This window comes from Acinetobacter sp. HR7, assembly GCF_000773685.1.
In the GTDB taxonomy this organism is placed as follows: domain Bacteria; phylum Pseudomonadota; class Gammaproteobacteria; order Pseudomonadales; family Moraxellaceae; genus Acinetobacter; species Acinetobacter thermotolerans.
Genome location: NZ_JPQO01000214.1, coordinates 1 through 20,304, shown reverse-complemented (window position 1 = coordinate 20,304; position 20,304 = coordinate 1). Strand labels below are relative to the sequence as shown.

The 20,304-nt window shown below is 44.5% G+C and carries 18 protein-coding genes; 9 read left to right on the top strand and 9 right to left on the bottom strand.

Annotation, left to right across the window (positions count from 1 at the left end):
- Window position 1: 1 nt before the first annotated feature.
- Together GW12_RS13715 and GW12_RS13710 are read left to right on the top strand one after the other, a co-directional pair.
- Entirely contained in the window at window positions 2-1,747 is a 1,746-nt protein-coding gene (locus GW12_RS13715; RefSeq protein WP_034588581.1) for a hypothetical protein, read from the top strand.
- The gene (locus GW12_RS13710; RefSeq protein ID WP_034588578.1) at window positions 1,729-3,945 is read left to right on the top strand and encodes an EAL domain-containing protein; all 2,217 of its coding nucleotides are present in this window, start codon (window positions 1,729-1,731) and stop codon (window positions 3,943-3,945) included. The genes GW12_RS13715 and GW12_RS13710 overlap by 19 nt, the downstream gene beginning before the upstream one ends.
- Window positions 3,946-4,036: 91 nt before the next feature.
- Here the strand turns inward: GW12_RS13710 and rpmE are convergent, their stop codons facing one another.
- From rpmE to GW12_RS13690, 4 genes are all read right to left on the bottom strand, one after another.
- Window positions 4,037-4,261, bottom strand: coding sequence for a 50S ribosomal protein L31 (gene rpmE / locus GW12_RS13705; protein WP_004971624.1), 225 nt, complete (start codon window positions 4,259-4,261; stop codon window positions 4,037-4,039).
- A gap of 200 nt (window positions 4,262-4,461) precedes the next feature.
- Window positions 4,462-5,442, bottom strand: a complete 981-nt coding sequence (locus GW12_RS13700) for a bile acid:sodium symporter family protein (RefSeq protein ID WP_034588574.1) — start codon at window positions 5,440-5,442, stop codon at window positions 4,462-4,464.
- Window positions 5,443-5,592: 150 nt separating this feature from the next.
- Window positions 5,593-5,994, bottom strand: coding sequence for a lactoylglutathione lyase (gene gloA / locus GW12_RS13695; protein WP_034588571.1), 402 nt, complete (start codon window positions 5,992-5,994; stop codon window positions 5,593-5,595).
- A gap of 1 nt (window position 5,995) precedes the next feature.
- Window positions 5,996-8,158, bottom strand: a complete 2,163-nt coding sequence (locus tag GW12_RS13690) for an MFS transporter (protein ID WP_034588568.1) — start codon at window positions 8,156-8,158, stop codon at window positions 5,996-5,998.
- A gap of 194 nt (window positions 8,159-8,352) precedes the next feature.
- On the opposite strand from GW12_RS13690, the gene GW12_RS13685 reads away from it, so the two are divergent.
- The gene (locus GW12_RS13685) at window positions 8,353-11,031 is read left to right on the top strand and encodes a Lon protease family protein (protein WP_034588565.1); all 2,679 of its coding nucleotides are present in this window, start codon (window positions 8,353-8,355) and stop codon (window positions 11,029-11,031) included.
- An 85-nt stretch (window positions 11,032-11,116) separates the two neighbouring features.
- Here GW12_RS13685 and grxD read toward each other — a convergent pair whose 3' ends face one another.
- Complete coding sequence (grxD, locus tag GW12_RS13680; RefSeq protein WP_034588563.1) at window positions 11,117-11,458, bottom strand: Grx4 family monothiol glutaredoxin; 342 nt, start codon at window positions 11,456-11,458, stop codon at window positions 11,117-11,119.
- Between the two features lie 199 nt (window positions 11,459-11,657).
- Here grxD and GW12_RS13675 point away from each other — a divergent pair, with 199 nt between their 5' ends.
- Window positions 11,658-12,869, top strand: coding sequence for an aspartate aminotransferase family protein (locus tag GW12_RS13675; protein ID WP_034588561.1), 1,212 nt, complete (start codon window positions 11,658-11,660; stop codon window positions 12,867-12,869).
- A 65-nt stretch (window positions 12,870-12,934) separates the two neighbouring features.
- Here GW12_RS13675 and GW12_RS13670 read toward each other — a convergent pair whose 3' ends face one another.
- From GW12_RS13670 to surE, 3 genes are all read right to left on the bottom strand, one after another.
- Window positions 12,935-13,864, bottom strand: coding sequence for a LysR family transcriptional regulator (locus tag GW12_RS13670; RefSeq protein WP_034588559.1), 930 nt, complete (start codon window positions 13,862-13,864; stop codon window positions 12,935-12,937).
- A gap of 91 nt (window positions 13,865-13,955) precedes the next feature.
- Window positions 13,956-14,798 (bottom strand): peptidoglycan DD-metalloendopeptidase family protein, encoded by an 843-nt coding sequence (locus GW12_RS13665; protein WP_034588556.1) that lies wholly within the window; start codon window positions 14,796-14,798, stop codon window positions 13,956-13,958.
- A 114-nt stretch (window positions 14,799-14,912) separates the two neighbouring features.
- On the bottom strand, window positions 14,913-15,683 hold the full coding sequence (gene surE / locus GW12_RS13660; protein ID WP_034588555.1) for a 5'/3'-nucleotidase SurE: 771 nt from the start codon (window positions 15,681-15,683) through the stop codon (window positions 14,913-14,915).
- 116 nt (window positions 15,684-15,799) lie between these two features.
- Here surE and GW12_RS13655 point away from each other — a divergent pair, with 116 nt between their 5' ends.
- The 5 genes from GW12_RS13655 to GW12_RS13635 all read left to right on the top strand — a co-directional run bounded on the left by GW12_RS13655 (window position 15,800) and on the right by GW12_RS13635 (window position 19,489).
- Window positions 15,800-16,171, top strand: a complete 372-nt coding sequence (locus GW12_RS13655) for an MCR_0457 family protein (protein WP_034588553.1) — start codon at window positions 15,800-15,802, stop codon at window positions 16,169-16,171.
- A gap of 172 nt (window positions 16,172-16,343) precedes the next feature.
- Entirely contained in the window at window positions 16,344-16,724 is a 381-nt protein-coding gene (locus tag GW12_RS13650) for an MCR_0457 family protein (RefSeq protein ID WP_034588551.1), read from the top strand.
- Between the two features lie 126 nt (window positions 16,725-16,850).
- Window positions 16,851-17,999, top strand: coding sequence for a D-alanyl-D-alanine carboxypeptidase PBP5/6 (gene dacC, locus GW12_RS13645; protein ID WP_034588549.1), 1,149 nt, complete (start codon window positions 16,851-16,853; stop codon window positions 17,997-17,999).
- 103 nt (window positions 18,000-18,102) lie between these two features.
- Complete coding sequence (locus GW12_RS13640) at window positions 18,103-18,633, top strand: gamma carbonic anhydrase family protein (protein ID WP_034588595.1); 531 nt, start codon at window positions 18,103-18,105, stop codon at window positions 18,631-18,633.
- A gap of 76 nt (window positions 18,634-18,709) precedes the next feature.
- Window positions 18,710-19,489 (top strand): DUF4262 domain-containing protein, encoded by a 780-nt coding sequence (locus tag GW12_RS13635; protein ID WP_034588548.1) that lies wholly within the window; start codon window positions 18,710-18,712, stop codon window positions 19,487-19,489.
- Window positions 19,490-19,605: 116 nt separating this feature from the next.
- On the opposite strand, the gene GW12_RS13630 is transcribed toward GW12_RS13635, so the two are convergent.
- Window positions 19,606-20,046: a DUF1543 domain-containing protein gene (locus GW12_RS13630; RefSeq protein WP_227504172.1), complete on the bottom strand. Its 441-nt coding sequence runs from the start codon at window positions 20,044-20,046 to the stop codon at window positions 19,606-19,608.
- Between the last annotated feature and the right edge of the window lie 258 nt (window positions 20,047-20,304).

The following is a 20,304-nucleotide window of genomic DNA, read 5'->3' as shown; positions in this document are numbered from 1 at the left end:
AATGAGTACACATCCTTCAGATATTTTTCAAATACCGACGGAACTTAAACTAGATCAACTGAGTTTTTGCCCATCCAATGTGAAAGCTTTGCAGGAATGGGTGTCCGGAATTTCGATCCTGCAACTGGGTAACTCTTCTAAAGCACTTTTCAATGCACTGCTGGAAATATCTGAACTGAAGTGCTCAGAAACCCTGCGTTTTGACCTGATTCAGGCACTACACCCTACATTAGAAAATGTCCTGACCAGCCTGGAAAAACACTTCATCAATCAGGGCCTGATTACCACTGATCGTAACGACCAGATTATTGAACTGGCGATGCTGCTGCGCAGTCATTTTGCCAAGGCCTATATCGATATCGCCAAACGCTGTGACCATGAACTGAATAACAGCAGTTTTTCGCTGTTTAAAATGGGCCGTAAAAAAAGTCTGACCACGGCGCGGATGGTGTCTATTTATTACGCCCTGCAACAACTCAGCCTGCTGCTGTATCAACAGCACATGCTCTATGGCAAACCGGTATTGGGCCAATGGCTTGCTGCACATCAACTGCTCGAAATTGCGATGCAGAACAACTTCCACCAGACCAATATCAATCAGGTCTTGGGTACCCAGCATGAACTGCAAAATATTGCGCAGGCCTATGCTCAACTGATCCTGCTGGATATCTTCAATACCCACCAGATTCGTCCGGCAGAAATTCAAGGCTTATATCTGTGTAGCTTTGATTGGGCAAAACTGGTGCAGATTCTGCCAAAAGAAACCACGCTGTCCCGTTATGTGGTAGATAGCAGCAAGGACTTACCACCAGTTTATAACTCACGTCTGGCTGATCATTTCAAGCCAAGTATTTATATTGCCACCCAGAGCCTGATGGAACATCTGGCAGGAACTCAGACCAAAAATGCTCAGTATCTGTCACGCAATGAAAAACTGTTCCTGACCCCGGCACTGCATTTCCATATCTATAACCTGCTGACAACGACCATGGAACGTCGTCATGAGCGTTATGAGTATTCGGCACATATCAACATTTGTTTTGGCCTATCCGTTGCCCACTTCTATCTATCTAAAGGTAAGAATTTCCAGGAAACCCTGGATATTGATGGCAGTTTCCGCTTCCAGAATGAAAGCAATATGGTCAGCTCAACTGAAAGCCCTGTAGCGGGTGGCTTAGGGCATTTAAAAGCACTAGATCGTGAAGCCAAGCAAATTTACCATGCTGAAGTGCTGGATATCAGCGTCAATGGTTACCGGATTAAATGGACGGGCTTTACGCCACCCAATTTAAAAACCGGTGAATTTATTCTGGTGCAGGAAAATGCCCAAAGCCAATGGCGCGGTGGTGTGATTCGCTGGATCAAGCAGTCGACTGAAAAGAGTCTGGAACTGGGCCTGGAAATTCTAGCGCATGACATGTTCCCATGCGCCGTCTATGCACGAACTGACCGTAATGTGAAAAATTACCAGCCGGCCTTACTGGTACAGACCACGCAGCTGGATCAGATATCGAACAGCATTATCGTATCAGGTGTACAGAATTACCGGGAAAAACAGACCATTCACCTTCGTGTGGATGGCCATGAAATGAAGATTTATCTGACTAAAGCACAGCTGATCACACAAAGCTTTATTCGTTTTGAATACGAATTATTGAACGATCAAGAAGAACAGATCATTAAGAACTTTATTCATAAGCAGATGAATGAGATCAATAATCACGATTTATGGGAAGCATTGAAGTGAGAAATCCATTATTGTCCAAGAAGTTAAAACGTACCGAGACACGTTTGCTGATTATTGATGACAACCAGATTCGTTTTAACCAGATCCGTGATCTGTTGACGGGGAATGAATATCAGGTCGATGCTGTACTGCTGGATGACCTGCAAAATTTTGAAAAACAGTTGAACTTTAACTGGGATCTGATCATTTTTGGTCGTGCCTATGACCTGAAATATGAACAGGCATTAAGCATCGTACGGCTGTCCAAACAGCCCGACCTGCCGATGATTCTGCTGAAACCTGAAGATTATCAGCCGGAGCAATACGCGGATTATATCCGTAAAGGCATTTACGATATCCTGAACCTGGATTACCCGGAACGCTTTTATGTTGGACTGGTGCGTGCCTTGTCCTTTAGCCGCATGAATCAGACTCAGCAACATCTGCTGGAAGAACTGGAAACCGTACAAATTCAGGCACAATCCTTAGTCGAAGACAGCAATAAAGCGGTCGCGACCATTCAGGAAGGTATTCATATTCAGGCCAATGAAGACTATCTGAAATTATTCGATCTGAAATCTGAAGACGAGATTATCGGCTTACCTCTACTGGACTTACTACAACCTGAAGAACTAAACGAGTTTAAAACCCGTTTTAAAAAAATTTCCCAAGGCCAGTTTGAGCTGGGTGGTTTTGAAATTCACTCCAATAATCCTAGTGTTGCCGCAGCCAATCCGCTAAAACTGGAATTTTTGGCATCGACCAGTGAAGAAGATGCACTGCAGCTGACCATTGATTCAGCCAACGCACAAAGCAGCACCTCTGCTGAAAAAGCCACTGGTAAGCCAAACCCGTTACAGCTATTGAAACGCGAGCTCACACGTGAGCCGGCTGCAGCTAATGCTCTCATCACCTTCTCTTTTGCAGCGTATGAACCACGTATTCTCAATGCCGATTGGGAAACTTATATGGGTTACTTCAATAATATTGAAGCTTTCCTAAAAGAACAGACCCGTATTCCATTATTTAAACTGGAACATGATGTACTGGTTGGCGTGATTCAGGCGGATTCACAGGAAATTCTGGAATCTAAACTGGTTGGATTGGCCTCCCTGAGCAAACCTCAGTTAATTCAGGTGAATCAGCAGGACTATTCATTTAATTTACGTATCGGTCATAGCAAAATTGATGCGAAGCTTGAGGAAGCTCAGTTAGAGCAATCAATTGCCCGCGCCTTCTCAACGCCATTACCCGTTCAACAGCAATCCTCTGAATTCGTGCTGGATATTCCGGCAGAAACTTTGGCGAAAACTGAAGCAGCTCCAAGTCTGGAATTCAGTATCGCTGGTTCAGCTACTTTGGCTGCAGCACCTGCAGAAACTCCAACGCCTGAAAAAGCTCCAACGCCTGCACCTGCTGCCACAATTCCCCCAGTCAGCCCGGCAGCAACCGCTGCACCAGTGGCCATGCCAGGTTCCATCCTGCATGCCCTGCGTCAATGTCTGGAGCGTGGCGAGATTCATCTGAAATACCAGCAACTGTACGACAAAGAAGATACCAACCTGTACACATATGAAGTGACCAGCGGTTTTATCTTTGAAAACAAATGGCAGGATATTTCCAAGATTCTGGAACTGAATGAGGAGGATGAGCTATCCATCAAGCTGGATCGCTGGATTCTGGTTGAGTCCTGCAAACAGTTGCACAACTTCATTACCCAGTATCCAGATGCACGTCTGATCGTCAATCTAAACCGTGCAGTACTGTTTAAAGACCGTACCTTCCCTGAATTTATTTCCAAGTTGATTACGATTATTCGCAGTAAACTGCAGCATCCACTGACCCTGCAATTTGCTGAAGAAGATATCTTGCTAAATCGTGAAGATGCACAGAAATACCTCCGCATCTTGCGTGATCATGGCGCGGAAATCTCGATTCGTGAATTTGGTCATTCAATGTACAGTGAAATCCTGCTGCGTGAGATGGATACCAATATGGTGACCATCCATCCTGAGCTGGCTACAAAACTGAATACCAAAACTGAAGAACTGCAGGAAAAAATTTCTGGCTTCCTGGAAATCAAGCCAGTCAATGTATTGCTGCGTGAACTAAATGATATGACCTCATTTGCCAATGCATGGAATGTCGATGCCCGCTTTATCCAGGGCGATTACTTCCAGAAAAAACTCGATCATCTGATTGATGTACAGGAGCGTTAAGCTCCTGTACCGGGCCTGAAGTTTGGTAATTAAAGAGCCAAATTTCAGACACAAAAAAACGGGCATATTGCCCGTTTTTTCATTTTGGGTATTAACGTTTGATAGAACGTGACATACCAGCAAAACGTTGTTTGAACTTGTCGATACGACCGCCAGTGTCAACGTTCTTTTGCTTACCAGTGTAGAATGGGTGGCAAGCTGAACATACGTCTAGGTAAAGAGTTTCTTTACCAACAGCTGAACGAGTTTCGATCACGTTACCACATGAACAAGTAGCAACTAGTTTTTCATATTTTGGGTGAATATCGGCGCGCATGGTCGATTCTCCATAAAGATCAAGAAGGTTTTGCTGTCATCGCAATTGATCACTCTCAGACTACTGAGGAAGGCTAAAACCGAAGCTTCAGCAGATCAACACCATAACAGACCATTCTTTTGGCCCACCGAGACGATTCCGTCAGAGCTAAGCACAACAAGTTGGGCAGTATTATACGTGAAACAATGTCAAGAAGCGAATTATTCTTCGCTTTTGATTTCAATCTGTTTCGACCACATATTGGCAATAATGCCACACACCATCAGCTGGATCTGGTGAAAGATCATGATTGGCAGAACGATCATGCCCAATGGCTGACCGATAAAAAGAATCTGCGCCATCGGTACGCCACTGGCTAAGGTCTTTTTCGAACCGCAAAAGAAAATGGTTTTCTGATCCGACTTATCAAAGCCCATCCAGCGTGGCACGAAAATCGTCAGCACCATTACGAGGGTTAATAACACGGAACAAGCCAAGATTAATAAGAATAAAGTCGATAAGCTGACCTGATGCCACAAGCCTGCCACGACAGCGCTACTAAAGGCACCATACACCACCATCAAGATCGAGCTCTGGTCAAAGAATTTCACCAGCTTCGGCATTTTCTTCATGTACGGAAATACCCATGGACGCAGAATCTGTCCCAAGATAAATGGCACTAGCAGCAATAAGGTAATCTGGATAATCGAAGCGGTTGGATCAAAGCCATGCTGGGATTTTCCCAGAATAAAAAATGCCACCAACAATGGGGTAATAAACATCCCGATAATATTGGAAAAAGAAGCACTACAAACTGCACCTGCGACATTACCCTGCGCTACTGAAGTAAAGGCAATTGACGACTGCACCGTAGATGGCAGGAAACACATAAACAGGAAGCCCCAGTACAGTTCCTGCCCTAACATGGGTACCAACACGGGTTTCGCAAGCAACCCAAGAATCGGGAACAAGGCAAAGGTAAAAGCAAATACTAGCGTATGCAATTTCCAGTGCATTAAACCTTCAATCACTGCTTCACGGGACAGTTTAGCACCATGCAGAAAGAATAGGACTGCAATTGCCACAGTGGTAATGGTGGAGAAAATTTCCGCTGCCTGTCCGGACACCGGAGCAAAGCTGGCAAGTATCACCATGACAAACAGCAGTACGGTAAATCGGTCCAATGCCAACAGCTTAAGCATGTGCCTTTATCCCTCGAATTTTATTGTTTGATATAAAAATGCCCGGCTATCTTAACAGATTCCGGGCATTTCATTACTGTAATGATCACTTGAATTCATGATCTTAGATCATATCTCCAAATAAACATTACAGCATTATTCACGTGTCACTTAGTTATTACGTGCGTTGTGGTCTTGCTGGATCAGCTCGATCTTGTAACCGTCTGGATCTTCTACAAAGGCGATCACAGTGACACCACCTTTCATTGGGCCAGCTTCACGCACGACTTTACCACCACGAGCTTTAATTTCTTCACACGCTTTATAGGCATTATCCACCGCAATGGCAATATGACCATAGCCATTACCCAAGTCATACCTTTCTGTATCCCAGTTATGGGTCAGCTCAAGCACGGTATTGTTGTCTTCATCGCCATAGCCAACAAATGCCAATGTGAAACGACCTTCTTCATAATCACGCTTACGAAGTAAAGTCATACCAAGCACTTCAGTATAGAACTCTAAAGAACGTTCCAGATTGCCTACACGTAGCATGGTATGCAGCATGCGCATATTATTCATCCTTATTGCTAGATTGTTGTTGGTGTTCACCGAGCAGCTTTCCGACCCAAACCACCAGAATCAGGATGGGAATCCCGATCAATGTGGTCATCAAGAAGAAGTTCGGATAACCGATATTGGTCACTATAGTACCTGAATATCCACCTAAAATCTTAGGAGTTAGGGTCATCAATGAGCTAAAAATCGCATATTGAACTGCGGTAAAAGACACACTGGTTAGACTGGACAGGAAAGCAATAAAAGCAGCACCGGCCAGACCGGCTGCCAGGTTATCCACGATAATGGCAAAATACAGCCAGGCATTACTATATGGCTTGATCACCTTACCGCTAATTTCGATATCTTTGGGATTTGCTGGATCGACTGCTGCCAATGGCTGAATATCCACATCCAGAGATTTGCCATTTTTCTCAGCAGCATTGGTCTGATAGACATGTGTAACCTGTTGCAGTGCAACATCACCATTCATCAATACTGCGCTGATCAGATGCGCTGGTGCATTTTTCAGCTTCTCAGCCGGAATCGCTGCTGTAAATACCCCCTGATCTTCCAGCTGGGCATCAAAGCGTTCATCATTCAGTTCATAAATAATTTTTTGCTTGTCGTTTAATGGCTGACCTAAGTATTGACCACGCACCACAATGCTGCCATTTTCATTGGCATACAGCTGGTTGTCACTGGTAATCGGTAAAATATGCAGCTGGGTATAGCCAGTTTTTTGCATTAAATATGGCATGCTCAGCTGAACTGTATTATCTACATCAGCAGCATTGGCATACGATGCCTGTACCTGAATTTGTTTTCCTGTTGCCAGTACCTGAGCCGGAACACTCACTTTCCAGTAGCCGACATCATCAGTTTCAGCCTGATAATGCTGCCGCCCGACCTGTACATCAACTGGATTGAGCTTTTGACCGGATTTGACCAAACCAATAAAAATCAGATTGGTTGAACTCGCCAGAATCGCACCGACAAACATCAGTTTCATGATGTTCATCTTCTGGGCTAATAAACCGCCAAGGAAACCACCTAAAAGTGAGAAAATCACGCCATAGACTTTCACCGCTTCAGCAATCTGTTCCTTGCTAAAATTCAGGTCCTGATAGAACACATTGGAAATGACGCCAGCAATAATATCGGAAACTCGGTAAAAACCGATTAACAATAACAACACCAGTGCCAGTTTCAGACCATAGCGCTTAAAGAAGTCCGCGACCGGATTGACCCAGGTTTCATAGGCCATTTCCCGGTTTACGGCACCCATTTTTACCAGGGTACTACCCACGGCAAATGCCACTGCACCTGAACCAATAAAACGTAAAGACTCAAGCCCAAACAAGGCAAACGTGTCAGTAATGGCTAGCTGTTCGGTGACCATACTGACCAGATTGCCTGAGTAAACATAACTCAGCACAAAGCTGATCACTGAGACAAAGAACACGCCGATCAGACGGAAATAATCACTACGGACATATTCCTTATATACCCGATTAACTTGTGGCTCACGAATCGACAAGGTGGTGATAATTCCCACCAGCATCACAGCCGCCATGGCAAGATAGGTCCACTTCCAGGCATCGTAGATATAGTTACCTTTCGCGGTACCTAAATAAGCGGCGAGAAACAGTGCCCCTGCACCAGCCACGATCATCCCGATGCGATAGCCAGCGTTATAGGTCGAAGCCAGTACGGTTTGCATCTGGGTTTCGGCCAGCTCAATACGATAGGCATCAATCACGATATCCTGGGTGGCTGCCGAGAAACCGAGCAAGACTGCACCGAACGCCATCTGTTGTAGATGCGATTGTCCCAAAGCTGGATCTGACATTGCCATGATACAAATCGCACAGACAATCAGGATCTGGGCGATCAACAGCCAGGCTCGACGGCGTCCCAAGGCTTTGGTCAGGAATGGTACCGGCAACTCGTCAATGAGCGGTGCCCAGACAAATTTAAAAGAATAACCCAATGCCGCCCAACTAAAGAAAGTCACTGCACTTTTACTGATTCCCGCCTCTCCGAGCCATAGCGACAGGCTTGAAAAGATCAGGAGAATTGGCACACCGGCTGAGAAACCCAGAAACAGCATGATCAGCGCACGCCGATCCAGGAATGCTGTAAAGGCGGATTTCCAGCCCCTTGTTTGTGTTGTCATTGCTTTATTATTTTCCAGAAAATTCCAGTAGTGCTATTCAATCCTTTAATACAATATCTTTCAACCAGAATTACGGTTTTCTGTTTCAGGCTAATTTATTTTTACAGCAAAAGCGATATGTCGGCTTGAATTTTGCAGTTAATCCTGTATACCTTAATCGTATACATGCACCATTTCGTTTTGGACTTTAAACAGTGACCCAAAGACTCGATCAAATTCATTCAACTATTACAGCAAACACGATTACGACTACAACGCCACTAGAAAACCCAGCTGAATTATTAAAATCGGCATTTGAACAAAGCGAAATACAGCCTACTTTAGAACAGACGCGCCTGAAACCGAATGAACTGACCCGTATTCCGAACATGGATACGATTCCGGCATCAACCAAGCGTATCAAGCCATTGAATAATTTCCTGGGTCAGGACCGTGCGCGTGCCTCAGTCGAAGCTGGTATTGCCCTGCCATATTCTGGCTATAACATTTTTGCGGTGGGCACAGCCGGTCTGGGCAAACGCACCATGGTGAAACGTTTGCTGCAGCAACATGCCAAGGAAGCGCCAACACCATCTGACTGGGTTTATGTCAATAATTTCCAGAACCAGCGTCAACCGATTGCCCTGAAATTTCCAAGCGGCCAAGGTCCCAAATTCCAGACTATGCTGCACCAGAGTTGGCAGACTATTCTAAAACAATTAGAACGACGCTTTACTGCAGAAACCTATCACAACCGCATTGAAAACATCCGCCAGCAAACGGGAGATGAACAGCAACAAGCACTGATCGAACTGACTCGTGAAGGTGAAGAATACGACCTAAAACTGGTGTCACGCAATGATGAACACTGCTTCGTCCCTGTGCATGTCATTGATAACAAATTACAGGAAATGACCCAGGACGAGCTGAATTCACTAAGCAATAAAGATCGTGCCGAAATTGCAGCCAATATCCGTTATATGGATAAGAAGCTGGAACGTCTCGGTCTGCATCTGGGAAACCTGGAAGATGATGCTCGTGACAAGGTACAGGTACTGAATCGTGACATTGCCAAGCAGGTCGTATTGCCACGCATGGAACAGATTCTGGCGAAATACAAAGATGTCGAAGGTCTGGATAAATACCTAAAACACTATGCCGAAGACATTATTAACAATGTCGAGATTGTGCTGGAACAGGAAGAAGATGACTTTATGCCAGGCCTATTTAGCCGTGTTCCCGCACGTTATCAGGCCAATGTGCTGGTGACCCATAAACCGAACAGCGGCGCACCGGTGATTTTTGAAGATTTCCCGACCCATTACAACCTGCTCGGTCATGTGGAACAGCTGACCCAAAACGGTACTATTACCACGGACTTTACCCTGATTCGTCCCGGTTCGATGCATAAAGCCAATGGCGGCTTCCTGATGATTGAAGCCGAACAGCTACTCGAACAACCATACGCATGGCAAGGTCTGAAACGTGCGCTTAAATCTGGTCAGTTGAAACTGTCTTCACTAGAACATATGCTGACCCTGACCGGCAGTATCTCCATTGAACCCGCGGCGATTCCACTGGATATCAAGATCGTGCTGCTGGCAGAACCGGAAATTTATTACGAGATTCTGGAGCTGGAACCTGAGCTCGGTAGTATCTTTAAAATCCGCGCTGACTTTACAGATACATTACAACGTAATGACGAAAATGAGCAGGCTTATATGCAGCTAATCGCGGATTATGTGCAGGCCGACAAACTTCTGCCATTTGACCGTAGTGCACTGGCTGCCCTGCTGACCGATTCCAGCCGTCAGGCCGAAGACCAAAGCTCATTGTCCTTACATGCCCTCACTTTGGGTGACCTGATCCGTGAAGCCCATCATCATGCGCATAAAGCAGGTGACAAGATGGTGTCAGAAAAACATGTCAACACGGCACTGGATCACCGCAAATACCGCTTAGGCTATTTGCGTGAGCTGTACTGGCAGGATCTGAAACGCGGTACCCAGTTGATTGAAACCCGTGGTCATCGCTTGGGTCAGATCAATGCCCTTTCCGTGATTCATTATGCAGATGTCGAATTTGGTCTGCCTTCACGCCTGACGGCTTCAGTCTATCAAGGCGGCGGTGACATTCTGGATATTGAACGCAGTGTCGAACTTGGTGGTTCACTACATGCCAAAGGCGTATTGTTGATGGCTTCCTTCTTGAAAGCACATTTTGGCCGTGAACAATTGCTGCACTTCTCTGCCGCACTGGCCTTTGAACAAAGCTATGGTCAGGTTGATGGTGACAGTGCCACTGTCGCAGAACTATCGGCGTTGATCTCTGCGATTAGCCAATTACCAATTGATCAGTCCTGGGCAATTACCGGTTCCATGAACCAGCTTGGTCAGGTACAACCCATTGGTGGTGTAAATGCCAAGATCGAAGGCTTCTACGATGCCTGCAAACTGCAAGGTTTGACTGGCAAACAAGGTGTGATTATTCCTCGCCAGAACATGCAGCATCTAATGTTGCGTAAAGATGTGATTGCTGCGGTTGAAGCCGGTCAGTTTCATATCCATGCCATTGATACCATTGATCAGGCCCTTGAAATCCTGATGGCACGTCCGGTTGGCACCATGGACAAAAAAGGCCGCTACAGCAAGAACTCGATCTATGCCGCGGTGATGGAACAGCTGGAATACTGGCAGGCGCTGGAAGATGGTGCCGAGCTGGAAGAAGAGCCAAAGAAAAAGAAAAAAAAGAAGAAAAAGAAAAAAGATAAAGCTGTCGTGAAAGAAGTGACTCCAGATCCGGATACACTGGCCGAAGTCCTGATTGCTGAATCAAAAGTGATAGAAGCTGAAACTCAGGAATCGGATAATGGAGATGATCAGGCAGCATCTTGATGCTGCCCTCTTCTTATATTCTGGGCATAAAAAAGCGCTTCTATCAAAGCGCTTTTTTATTGATTCAAATCAGCTTGGCACTAAATTAAGCTTCAGGTGCTGGGCTGTATTGTTCGATCAACGGTTGTAATTCGCCTTTCTGGAACATTTCAAGCATGATATCACTACCACCGATTAGCTCACCATTTACCCATAGTTGTGGGAATGTAGGCCAGTTTGCGATACGTGGCAGAGTTGCACGAATGTCAGGGTTTTCCAGAATGTTGACATAAGCAAATGGACGACCAATTTGACTGAGTGCTTCAACCGCACGAGCAGAAAAGCCACACTGTGGGAATTGTGGTGTGCCTTTCATATATAGAAGTACTGCGTGTTTGGCAATTTGGTCACGAATTAACGCTTCTGTATCGCGTGCTTGTTCAGTCATTGATATATCCTCAATAAATCTGCCTCGCATTATACTCAAATTCCACTAAAACAGTATGTCTAAAACAATATTTCATGTTTTATTTACATTTCAGCTTTTAATCTGTTTGAGATTTTGCTTATATAGAACCTTTCATATATGTCTATATATGGCATCTTTGAAACCTATTTTCAATCCACCTAACAGATAAGAGTTAGTCATGAACAACATTACCCTTGCTCCTGTGCAAACTGATCAACCTTCACACTTAATGCCGGTATTTGGCCGTCAGCCGATCAGTTTTGTCCGAGGACAAGGTGCTTATCTTTATACTGAAGATGGTACTGAGTACCTGGATGCTTTGACCGGTATCGCAGTATGTGGTCTGGGCCATGCCCATCCGGTGATTGCGGAAGCAATTGCAGAACAGGCAGCAACATTGATCCACACCAGCAACCTGTTTGAAGTGCCTTGGCAAACCGCGGCTGCACAGAAACTGGCTGAAGTCTCTGGCATGGAAGAAATCTTCTTCTCTAATAGTGGTGCTGAATCCAATGAAGGTGCGATCAAAATCGCACGTAAATTTGGTCACATGCAAGGCATCGCTACACCAAAAATTATTGTAGCAGAACATTCCTTCCACGGTCGTACTTTAGCGACCCTGTCTGCAACGGGTAACAAAAAAGTTCAGGAAGGCTTTGCCCCACTGGTTGAAGGCTTTATCCGTGTACCATTTGGTGATATCGAAGCAATTGAAGAAGCTGCGATCAACCATCCTGAAATCGTTGCCGTATTTGTGGAACCGATCCAAGGTGAAGGTGGTGTCAATACTGCACCTCAAGGTTTCAGCTATCTAGAAGAAATCCGTCAAATCTGTAATAAACACAACTGGCTGATGATGCTGGACGAAGTACAAACAGGTAATGGCCGTACTGGTAAATACTTTGCTTACCAACACACCAACATCGTGCCAGATGTCCTGACTACTGCCAAAGGTCTGGGCAATGGCTTCCCGATTGGTGCAGTCATGACCCAAGGCCGTGGCGTTGGTGTCCTAACTGCAGGTAACCATGGTTCGACTTATAGCGGTACTGCACTGGGTTCACGTATCGTTTACACCGTGATCGATATTATCCAGAAAGAAAACATTGTTGAAAATGCCGCTGAAAAAGGCGCATATATTGTTGAGCAATTCCGTAACAAACTGGCTGACCAAAATGTAACAGTACGTGGTTTTGGTCTGATGATCGGTATTGAACTACCTAAACCATGTGGTGATCTGGTTGATATCGCACGTGATCAGTACAAAACCATTATTAATGTCACTTCTGGCAATGTGGTTCGTCTGTTACCTACCCTGAACATCACGCAGGAACAGGCTGACCAGCTGGTGGATCGTGTGGTAACCATTATCAAGGATTATCTGGCTTAATTTTTAAAGTCAGAGCAATAAAAAAGCCGCTTGATGCGGCTTTTTTTATTTGGAATTCTGTGCAGTTATGATGCAATTTGCAACAAACGTCCCCCAGCAAGCTGGCTAAAATATTGTTGTAAAGTATCAAGACAACGAAGAATTTTTGTCGGTTGTTGTTCACGTTTTGGCAGTACTGCATACAGTGTTAATGCTGGTAATTTCCATTCCGGCAGCACTTCTACCAAAGCACCGTTAACTAAATCTTTTTGTACATCTAGATAAGGCATGCGGGCAATGGTATTGCCGTTGAGACACAGCGACTGAGCGGCCAGACTGCTGTTGGTATTCAGACGTGAAGCCAGTTCCAGTTCAACTTTTTGCGCTGTATTGACATGCTGGAAACTGAACTGCTGATGATTTTTTAAATAGTTCAGCGAAACAACCTCATGATGTTTCAGATCATCCGGCTGTGCGATGAGGGTAGACTGGTTAATGTAGCTGGGTGCAGCAACGAGTAGCTGTTCAATCTGAATCAGTGGCACCAGCTGAACATTGCTGTCATCAATCTCTTGATCCAGACGCAATTCGATATCAACACGACCATCCAGCAATTCTGCCTGCTGGTCACGGGTTTCAAACTGAACAGACAGACCACGATGTGCAGTTAGCCAGTGTGACAGTGCAGGAATTACATGCATAGAACACAGTTCTGCAGATGCCGCGATACGCAGTTCACCCACTAAATCATCACGCAGCTCATTAATGCGGACTTTGCCACGCTCTGCAGCGGATAGCATTTCCTGACAGCTATAGAAAAAAGCCTGACCTGCTTCAGTCAAACTCAATTTTCGTGTGGAACGGTTTAATAGAATGACTTCCATATCCTGTTCCAGCGAACGAATCTGCTGGCTCACTGCACTGGTTGTAATTCCCAGTTCTCGTGCAGCTCCGCTAAACGAGTTCTTTTCTACAACACAAGCAAATACACCCATTGCTCGAAGTTGGTCTAACATAAATTCCCCTCTAAACTTATGAGGTGCCCCATCTTTTGATAAAAGCAACTCATTGTATTATACGGTGAATTTTTGCTTTTGCATTATTTATTTAATTATTTGGTAAAATAGTTGCCGGGTTCACCGGTTTACCATCCAAACGTACCTGGAACTCAAGCATAGTACGGGTTGTACCACTTGAACCCATCTCGGCAATTTTTTGACCAGCCGTTACATTTTGCCCACTTTTTACGTTAAGTTTACTGTTATGTGCATAAGCGGTGATGTAACCGTTAATGTGCTTGATCAGTACCAGATTACCGTATTCTTTTAGGCCATCTGCTGCATATACCACCTGCCCATCTGCTGCGGCAAAGACTGGATCGCCAGCATTACCACCATAACGGATTCCCTTAACATTCGAAGCCAGATTAAAGGCCTGTAACACTGGACCATTCGATGGTTTTACCCAACGTAAGCTAGTGACTGGTGCCGGAGTAACGGTTGGCGCAGGAGTCGCCACTTTAGGTGCGGTCGTCTGTTTAGCCACCGTCGTTGTCGTACTTGGTTTGGTTGTAGGTGTTGTGGTTGGCACCGCAACAGTTTGACGCTGGATCTGTGCTGCAGATTCAACACTTTGTGTCGTCGCGCTACGTTTGGTATTTTTCAGGCGGATCGATTGCCCGACATAGATGCGATATGGCTCAGGAATGTCATTCATTTCTGCAATGCTGAGATAGCTAAGACCATAACGCGCTGCAATCCCGCTTAAGGTATCACCGGAACGAACCGTATAGAAATCCGGAGCTGCCGCATAACGCGCTGAATTGTGCACATAAGGTTTAGTCGCACATCCTGTGATGATAAGCGATGAAATCACTGCTGACGTGAGAAACAGGGTTTTCATCATGCCTGCAGGCACAGCAATAAAGCGTTTTGGTGACACCAGGAACATTATTTTCCTCTCTAACATCTATACGGTTGCAAAAACCCGATAAGATTAGCAAAAATTCACAACGAAAAAGGTTGCTATATCAAACTATTCACAAAGTTATAACATTCCCCAGATTTAATTTAAAATCTGGTCCTGCAAATCGTGAAGTACGTCATAGTTTGTGGCATCCATCTGAATTGGGGTCACACTCACATAGCCATTGGCGATGGCAAAAAAGTCAGACTCCACCTGAGTCCCTTTATGTTTTGGCATCGCCACCGCTTCACCCGACAGACCAATCCAGTACACCTGACGTCCACGTGGATCGACATGGCTGGTAATCGGTTTGGACTGGCTACGACGTCCCTGGAAAGTAACCTTGGTACCTTTTAATTCACTTAGGTCGGGAATATTCACATTAAAAATATGGCGTTCAGGCAAGATCGGCAACCCACCGACAATAAAGTCATGTACCCATTGCGCTGCAACACGGTAATCTTCTGGTGAGGTATAAGAACGAACGTTTTGACCACATAAAGAGACTGCTAATGCAGGCTGTTTAGCCAGGCGACCTTCAAATGCGGCACCTACCGTACCGGAATACAGCACATCGTCCCCCAGATTGGCTCCGCTGTTGATACCGCTGACTACCAGATCGAACTCGACATCAAACAGTCCATTCATAGCCAGATAAACACAGTCCGCTGGTGTACCATTTACTGCCCAGACATCAGGAGAGATTTGAATCGGTCGCAATGGGCGATCCAGGGTTAAAGCACTGGAAAATCCGCTACGTTCACTTTCAGGTGCCACAATCACCACGCGGCCCAGTGGTTTTAAAGCCTGTGCCAACGCCTGAATACCTGGAGCAAAGACGCCATCATCATTCGAAATTAAAATATTCACTCAACATTCCCATACCTGTCCCCGAAAAAATGACTGGTGGGGACAATAATTTGTATTAGCCCAAGAATTATATATATTTATGCTTCAACATCCATCTTTAAAATATGCGGTTCAACATGCTAAAAAAATCTCTTGGGGTAACTGCTGCAGCCTTTGCCATGGCTGCTGGTTTAAGCACAGCTGCTTTCTCAGCTGCAAATCTCTCTGCCGAAGTCGATCTGACTATCAAGGAAGATCTGGCGTCAGTGCAAGTCCTGACCGAAGTGTGTCCGGGTATTGTCGGCAAAAATGCCAAGCTGGATCAGAATGTTCAGAAACTGGTAACCCAATACCTGTCTGACTACTCTGACAAATCCATGACCTATGACAAAATCCAGTCTGATGCCGAATATCAGTCGGTACTTCAGGATGCACGTGCCGAAGCCAAACACACAGCGAAAGACGAGCAGCAAGCCATTTGTAATGACCTGATCTCACAAGACCTTTAAGTTTGCTGTTTTAAGTAGACTGATCAGGACGATGCTTAGCCATCGTCCTACCTTTCTTTTTTTTTACTTATCTCTTGATTATTCCATTTCCTTACATTTTTACTCTTTTCATTCCAGAAAATTTGATTAATCTAGGCCTATCCCCGTTGTTATTTTGAGCTTCTGATTTTCAATGAAACAAACACTTATTAAGACTTTCGCTATTTTGGGTATTTCATCTTTAAGTTTATTGAGTATGCAAAGCCATGCGGCCGATGCCAATGTTGAGGTGACACCAGAAAAAGTCACCCATCAGGAATTGGCTGCTATTTATGTCCTTTCAGAAATCTGTCCAGCGATGGTCCAAGATCAGGACAAATTTAATGCAGGTTATCAGCAACTGGTCAAAGAATATCTGCCAGAGCAAAAAAATCCGGTTCAAGCCCTAAATCAGCTCAGTAAAGAGCGAAAATTCCAGCCAATTTTGAAAGAAGCACAACAAGATGCGCAAAAAGCTGGAGCACAGAAAAATCAAGCGATTTGTACAGAATTAACCACTTACAGTAAATCCTGATTTATTTCGTCCGATAAGTCGAAAATACCTGTGAAATAAGCCTCTCTGACCCGTAGAAGTCCGTCTAGCTTTGTCCTAAAATGCTAGGCTCTTCGTGCTTACATCAAGAAACTGGAACTAACTAGAATGACCCCAAAAACCGCCCTTGCTGCACTCCTCCTTGTACCCGGCTTCAGCTATGCAGCAACAGTGTTATCTGCTCCACCAGAATTAAATAATAAATCTTATGTACTGATGGACTTCGAAACTGGGCAAATCCTCGCTGCTAAAAATGAAAATGAGAAATTAGCACCAGCTTCAATGACCAAAATGATGACCAGTTACATCATTGAACAGAAGTTGTTAAGCGGTGAACTGACTGAAGATGAAAAAGTACGTATGAACGAATCAGCATGGTGCCGTGGCAGCAGCGCTGAATCTTGTATGTACGTTCCGTTAAATGGCACAGCAACAGCACTTGAGATGCTGCGCGGTATCATCATCCAGTCAGGTAACGATGCGTCTAAAGCTATGGCTGAACATATTGCAGGGAACGAAGGCACCTTTGCACATATGATGAACCAAGAAGCACAACGTATCGGCATGACCAATACGCACTTTATCAATGCAACCGGTATGCCTGCAGAAGGTCATTACTCGACTGCAAAAGATATGGCGACGCTGGCACAGCACATCATCAAGGACAGTTCAAAATACTATCCAATCTACTCTGAAAAAGAGTTTACTTTTAACGGGATTAAGCAAGGTAACCGTAATGCCCTGCTGTATACTGACCCAAGCGTAGATGGTCTGAAAACTGGTCATACTGATGAAGCGGGTTACTGCCTGACCACTTCTGCAAAACGTGGTCCAACTCGCCTGATCTCAGTGATTTTTGGCGCGCCATCTATGAACGAGCGTGCATCACAAACACGTGAATTGCTGGCTTGGGGTTATGCAAACTTCGAAACCAAAAACATTCAACCTGCAAAACAGGTTTTAGCGAAATCTAAAGTCTGGTTTGGTAAAGACAAAGAAGTTCAGATCGGTCTGGCTGAAAACTTCAACGTAACTATGCCGAAAGGCCAAGCCAATGCCATCAAGACTCAGCTGGTAGTTCAACCGAAACTGACTGCACCGTTAAAACAGGGTCAAGTGGTAGGTAAATACATCGCGACTTTAGATGGTAAAGTGATTGCTGAAAAACCGCTGGTAGCACTAAAACCTGTTGAAGAAGCTGGTTTTATTTCACGTCTGCTAGATCATATCAAGCAATTCTTTAGCAACTTGTTCTAATCCTCATTTGACAGATTAGTTCAGACTAAAGCAGAAGCACACATTCCTCGAATGTGTGCTTTTTTATTTTATAATGCCCTTAAAATTTCAGGATGATACTGCCATGAGCCACAACATTCGACCTTATCTGGATACCACACCGCAAATTGCGGCTTCCTGTTATATCGACACGATGGCTGTAGTCGTGGGTGATGTGGTACTGGGTGAAAATGTGTCGGTCTGGCCTTTTGCCGTGGTCCGTGGCGATGTCAATCATATCCGCATCGGCAAGAACTCGAATGTGCAGGATCATGCCATGCTACATGTCAGCCACAAGAAAGCCGACAAACCGGAAGGTTCACCTCTGATCATCGGGGAAGATGTCACCATTGGCCACCATGTCACCTTACATGGCTGTACCATTGGCAACCGGGTTCTGATCGGGATTAACAGTATTATTCTGGATGATGTGGTGATTCCGGATGATGTAATGATTGGTGCCGGAACACTGGTACCACCGGGCAAAGTCTTAGAAAGTGGCTGGCTCTATATGGGCAGCCCAGCCAAAAAAGCCCGTCCATTAACTGAAAAAGAACTGGCATTTTTACCCTATTCTGCCCAGAACTATGTGAAGGTTTCCAGAAATTATAAATAAACCTGAGACAATTTTATTTGTCGAACTCTGAAATCTTCTGTATGTTGATCAGCAAATAATTCAAAGAATAAAAAACATGCCACATACAGAAGAACATCATTGCCCGGATCGTAATGCCTTATTACAGCAAACCAGACAGAATATTCAGCAATATGGCGTGCAGATCATTTCCATCATGCATACGGATTACTCCCCACCGTTTAGTTATAGCATCGGGCTTTATGAAAAATACCAGCATCCGGAAATTATCTGTTTTGGCCTGCCCGCCAAACTGAGTAAAACCATTCTGAATCATGTCGCTGAGATCATTCGACAAGGTCAGCGCATTCAGCTTAACAACACTTATCCCAACATCTTTTTTAAAGAAAGCCGCTGCAAGTTTTTAAAAGTTGACCGTCGAAATATCGCAGATTATTTCGGTGTTGCATTAAATTATTATCAGGATAGAGAGTTTCCAGCCTTACAAATGGTCTGGACCGATCGTAATGATAAATTTCCTTGGGAAGAAGGCTTTGAGGAAGTTTTTGAATATGACCAGCCTTTGCTGGACCGAAATGCCGATTTTAAATTCCGTGAACCACGACATTTAGGGATTTATACGACCAAACAATGGCTGGAACAGAATCAGCCGATAGTCACCGTACTACATGAACGCGACGGTGACTGGCAGTTTTTAACAGCCGAACCTTTGGCTGAGGATGACTATATACTGGTGGGATTAGAGCACATGATTCAACGTGACCCGACTTTAAATGAAGTGTTTGATCTGCAATATGGAGAGGCAGCAGACCGGAAATTTATTGGTGATGAATGGGTGGTTACAGAATTAGAGGATGATGATCAGCTTGCCGGTTAAAGATAAAAATGGCTACCTCAAAGGATGTAGCCATTTTTAATTACGGAATAATCAGATAATCATTTTTAAAGCTGTTTGGTTCAAAATCCCCTTCGACCAGATGCACAAATTTCTGATTAATTTTTTTTTAACTCTAAACAGTCATCAACATCAATTACTGCATCGGTATGAGGTTTAAACCATGTTTTTTCGATGGCCAGTTTGCCTTGAGCTTTAGCCTCGGCTTTATCTTTTGCAGCCACGACTAAGTATTTATGAATCTCGCCAAACTGATCTGGCAGATATGCCCCCAGATTAATCAGGAACAGTTTTAAATCTTTATCTACAGGCGTATCCGCAATTTGAACCCGATAATTTTTGTCCTGATAGCTGACACCATTGATTTTCATCCAGCCATCAACATGCAGGCCTTTTTGCAGACCAAACCATTGTTCTCTTAAATATGGAAAAGCTGACTCTATATCTGAACTGATCACTAAAACTATATCATGCACTTCTACATTGGCTTTTTCATGTTTACCGCCCAATAAGGTGATGTAGAGATTGAGTTCAGACATGGGAGGTTCCTTTAAGGAATAAAATGATAGAGGTATCTTAAATCAATTATTAATTTTGAAAAATTATGAACGTATATAAAGGGACAATCCAAATAGCAGCCCAAGCGAAATAGGTGCTATTACCTGACCATTATGAATAAAATTAACACGTTGCCATATTAAAATATTTTCAAAAAATCCGAAAATTGGGATCAACAGTACGGTCAGATATTTCCCATAAAATTTCCATGAATCAGATAGGCTCTAGACTAGCAAAAT

What these genes read in the sequence shown, in the direction of transcription:
- gloA (WP_034588571.1), bottom strand. Translation starts at nt 5,994, where the DNA reads ATGCGCATGCTGCATACCATGCTACGTGTAGGCAATCTGGAACGTTCT.
- GW12_RS13640 (WP_034588595.1), top strand. Translation starts at nt 18,103, where the DNA reads ATGAGCCACAACATTCGACCTTATCTGGATACCACACCGCAAATTGCG.
- dacC (WP_034588549.1), top strand. Translation starts at nt 16,851, where the DNA reads ATGACCCCAAAAACCGCCCTTGCTGCACTCCTCCTTGTACCCGGCTTC.
- grxD (WP_034588563.1), bottom strand. Translation starts at nt 11,458, where the DNA reads ATGACTGAACAAGCACGCGATACAGAAGCGTTAATTCGTGACCAAATT.
- rpmE (WP_004971624.1), bottom strand. Translation starts at nt 4,261, where the DNA reads ATGCGCGCCGATATTCACCCAAAATATGAAAAACTAGTTGCTACTTGT.
- GW12_RS13675 (WP_034588561.1), top strand. Translation starts at nt 11,658, where the DNA reads ATGAACAACATTACCCTTGCTCCTGTGCAAACTGATCAACCTTCACAC.
- GW12_RS13665 (WP_034588556.1), bottom strand. Translation starts at nt 14,798, where the DNA reads ATGTTCCTGGTGTCACCAAAACGCTTTATTGCTGTGCCTGCAGGCATG.
- GW12_RS13715 (WP_034588581.1), top strand. Translation starts at nt 2, where the DNA reads ATGAGTACACATCCTTCAGATATTTTTCAAATACCGACGGAACTTAAA.
- GW12_RS13630 (WP_227504172.1), bottom strand. Translation starts at nt 20,046, where the DNA reads ATGTCTGAACTCAATCTCTACATCACCTTATTGGGCGGTAAACATGAA.
- GW12_RS13690 (WP_034588568.1), bottom strand. Translation starts at nt 8,158, where the DNA reads ATGACAACACAAACAAGGGGCTGGAAATCCGCCTTTACAGCATTCCTG.
- GW12_RS13650 (WP_034588551.1), top strand. Translation starts at nt 16,344, where the DNA reads ATGAAACAAACACTTATTAAGACTTTCGCTATTTTGGGTATTTCATCT.
- GW12_RS13670 (WP_034588559.1), bottom strand. Translation starts at nt 13,864, where the DNA reads ATGTTAGACCAACTTCGAGCAATGGGTGTATTTGCTTGTGTTGTAGAA.
- GW12_RS13710 (WP_034588578.1), top strand. Translation starts at nt 1,729, where the DNA reads ATGGGAAGCATTGAAGTGAGAAATCCATTATTGTCCAAGAAGTTAAAA.
- GW12_RS13635 (WP_034588548.1), top strand. Translation starts at nt 18,710, where the DNA reads ATGCCACATACAGAAGAACATCATTGCCCGGATCGTAATGCCTTATTA.
- GW12_RS13655 (WP_034588553.1), top strand. Translation starts at nt 15,800, where the DNA reads ATGCTAAAAAAATCTCTTGGGGTAACTGCTGCAGCCTTTGCCATGGCT.
- GW12_RS13700 (WP_034588574.1), bottom strand. Translation starts at nt 5,442, where the DNA reads ATGCTTAAGCTGTTGGCATTGGACCGATTTACCGTACTGCTGTTTGTC.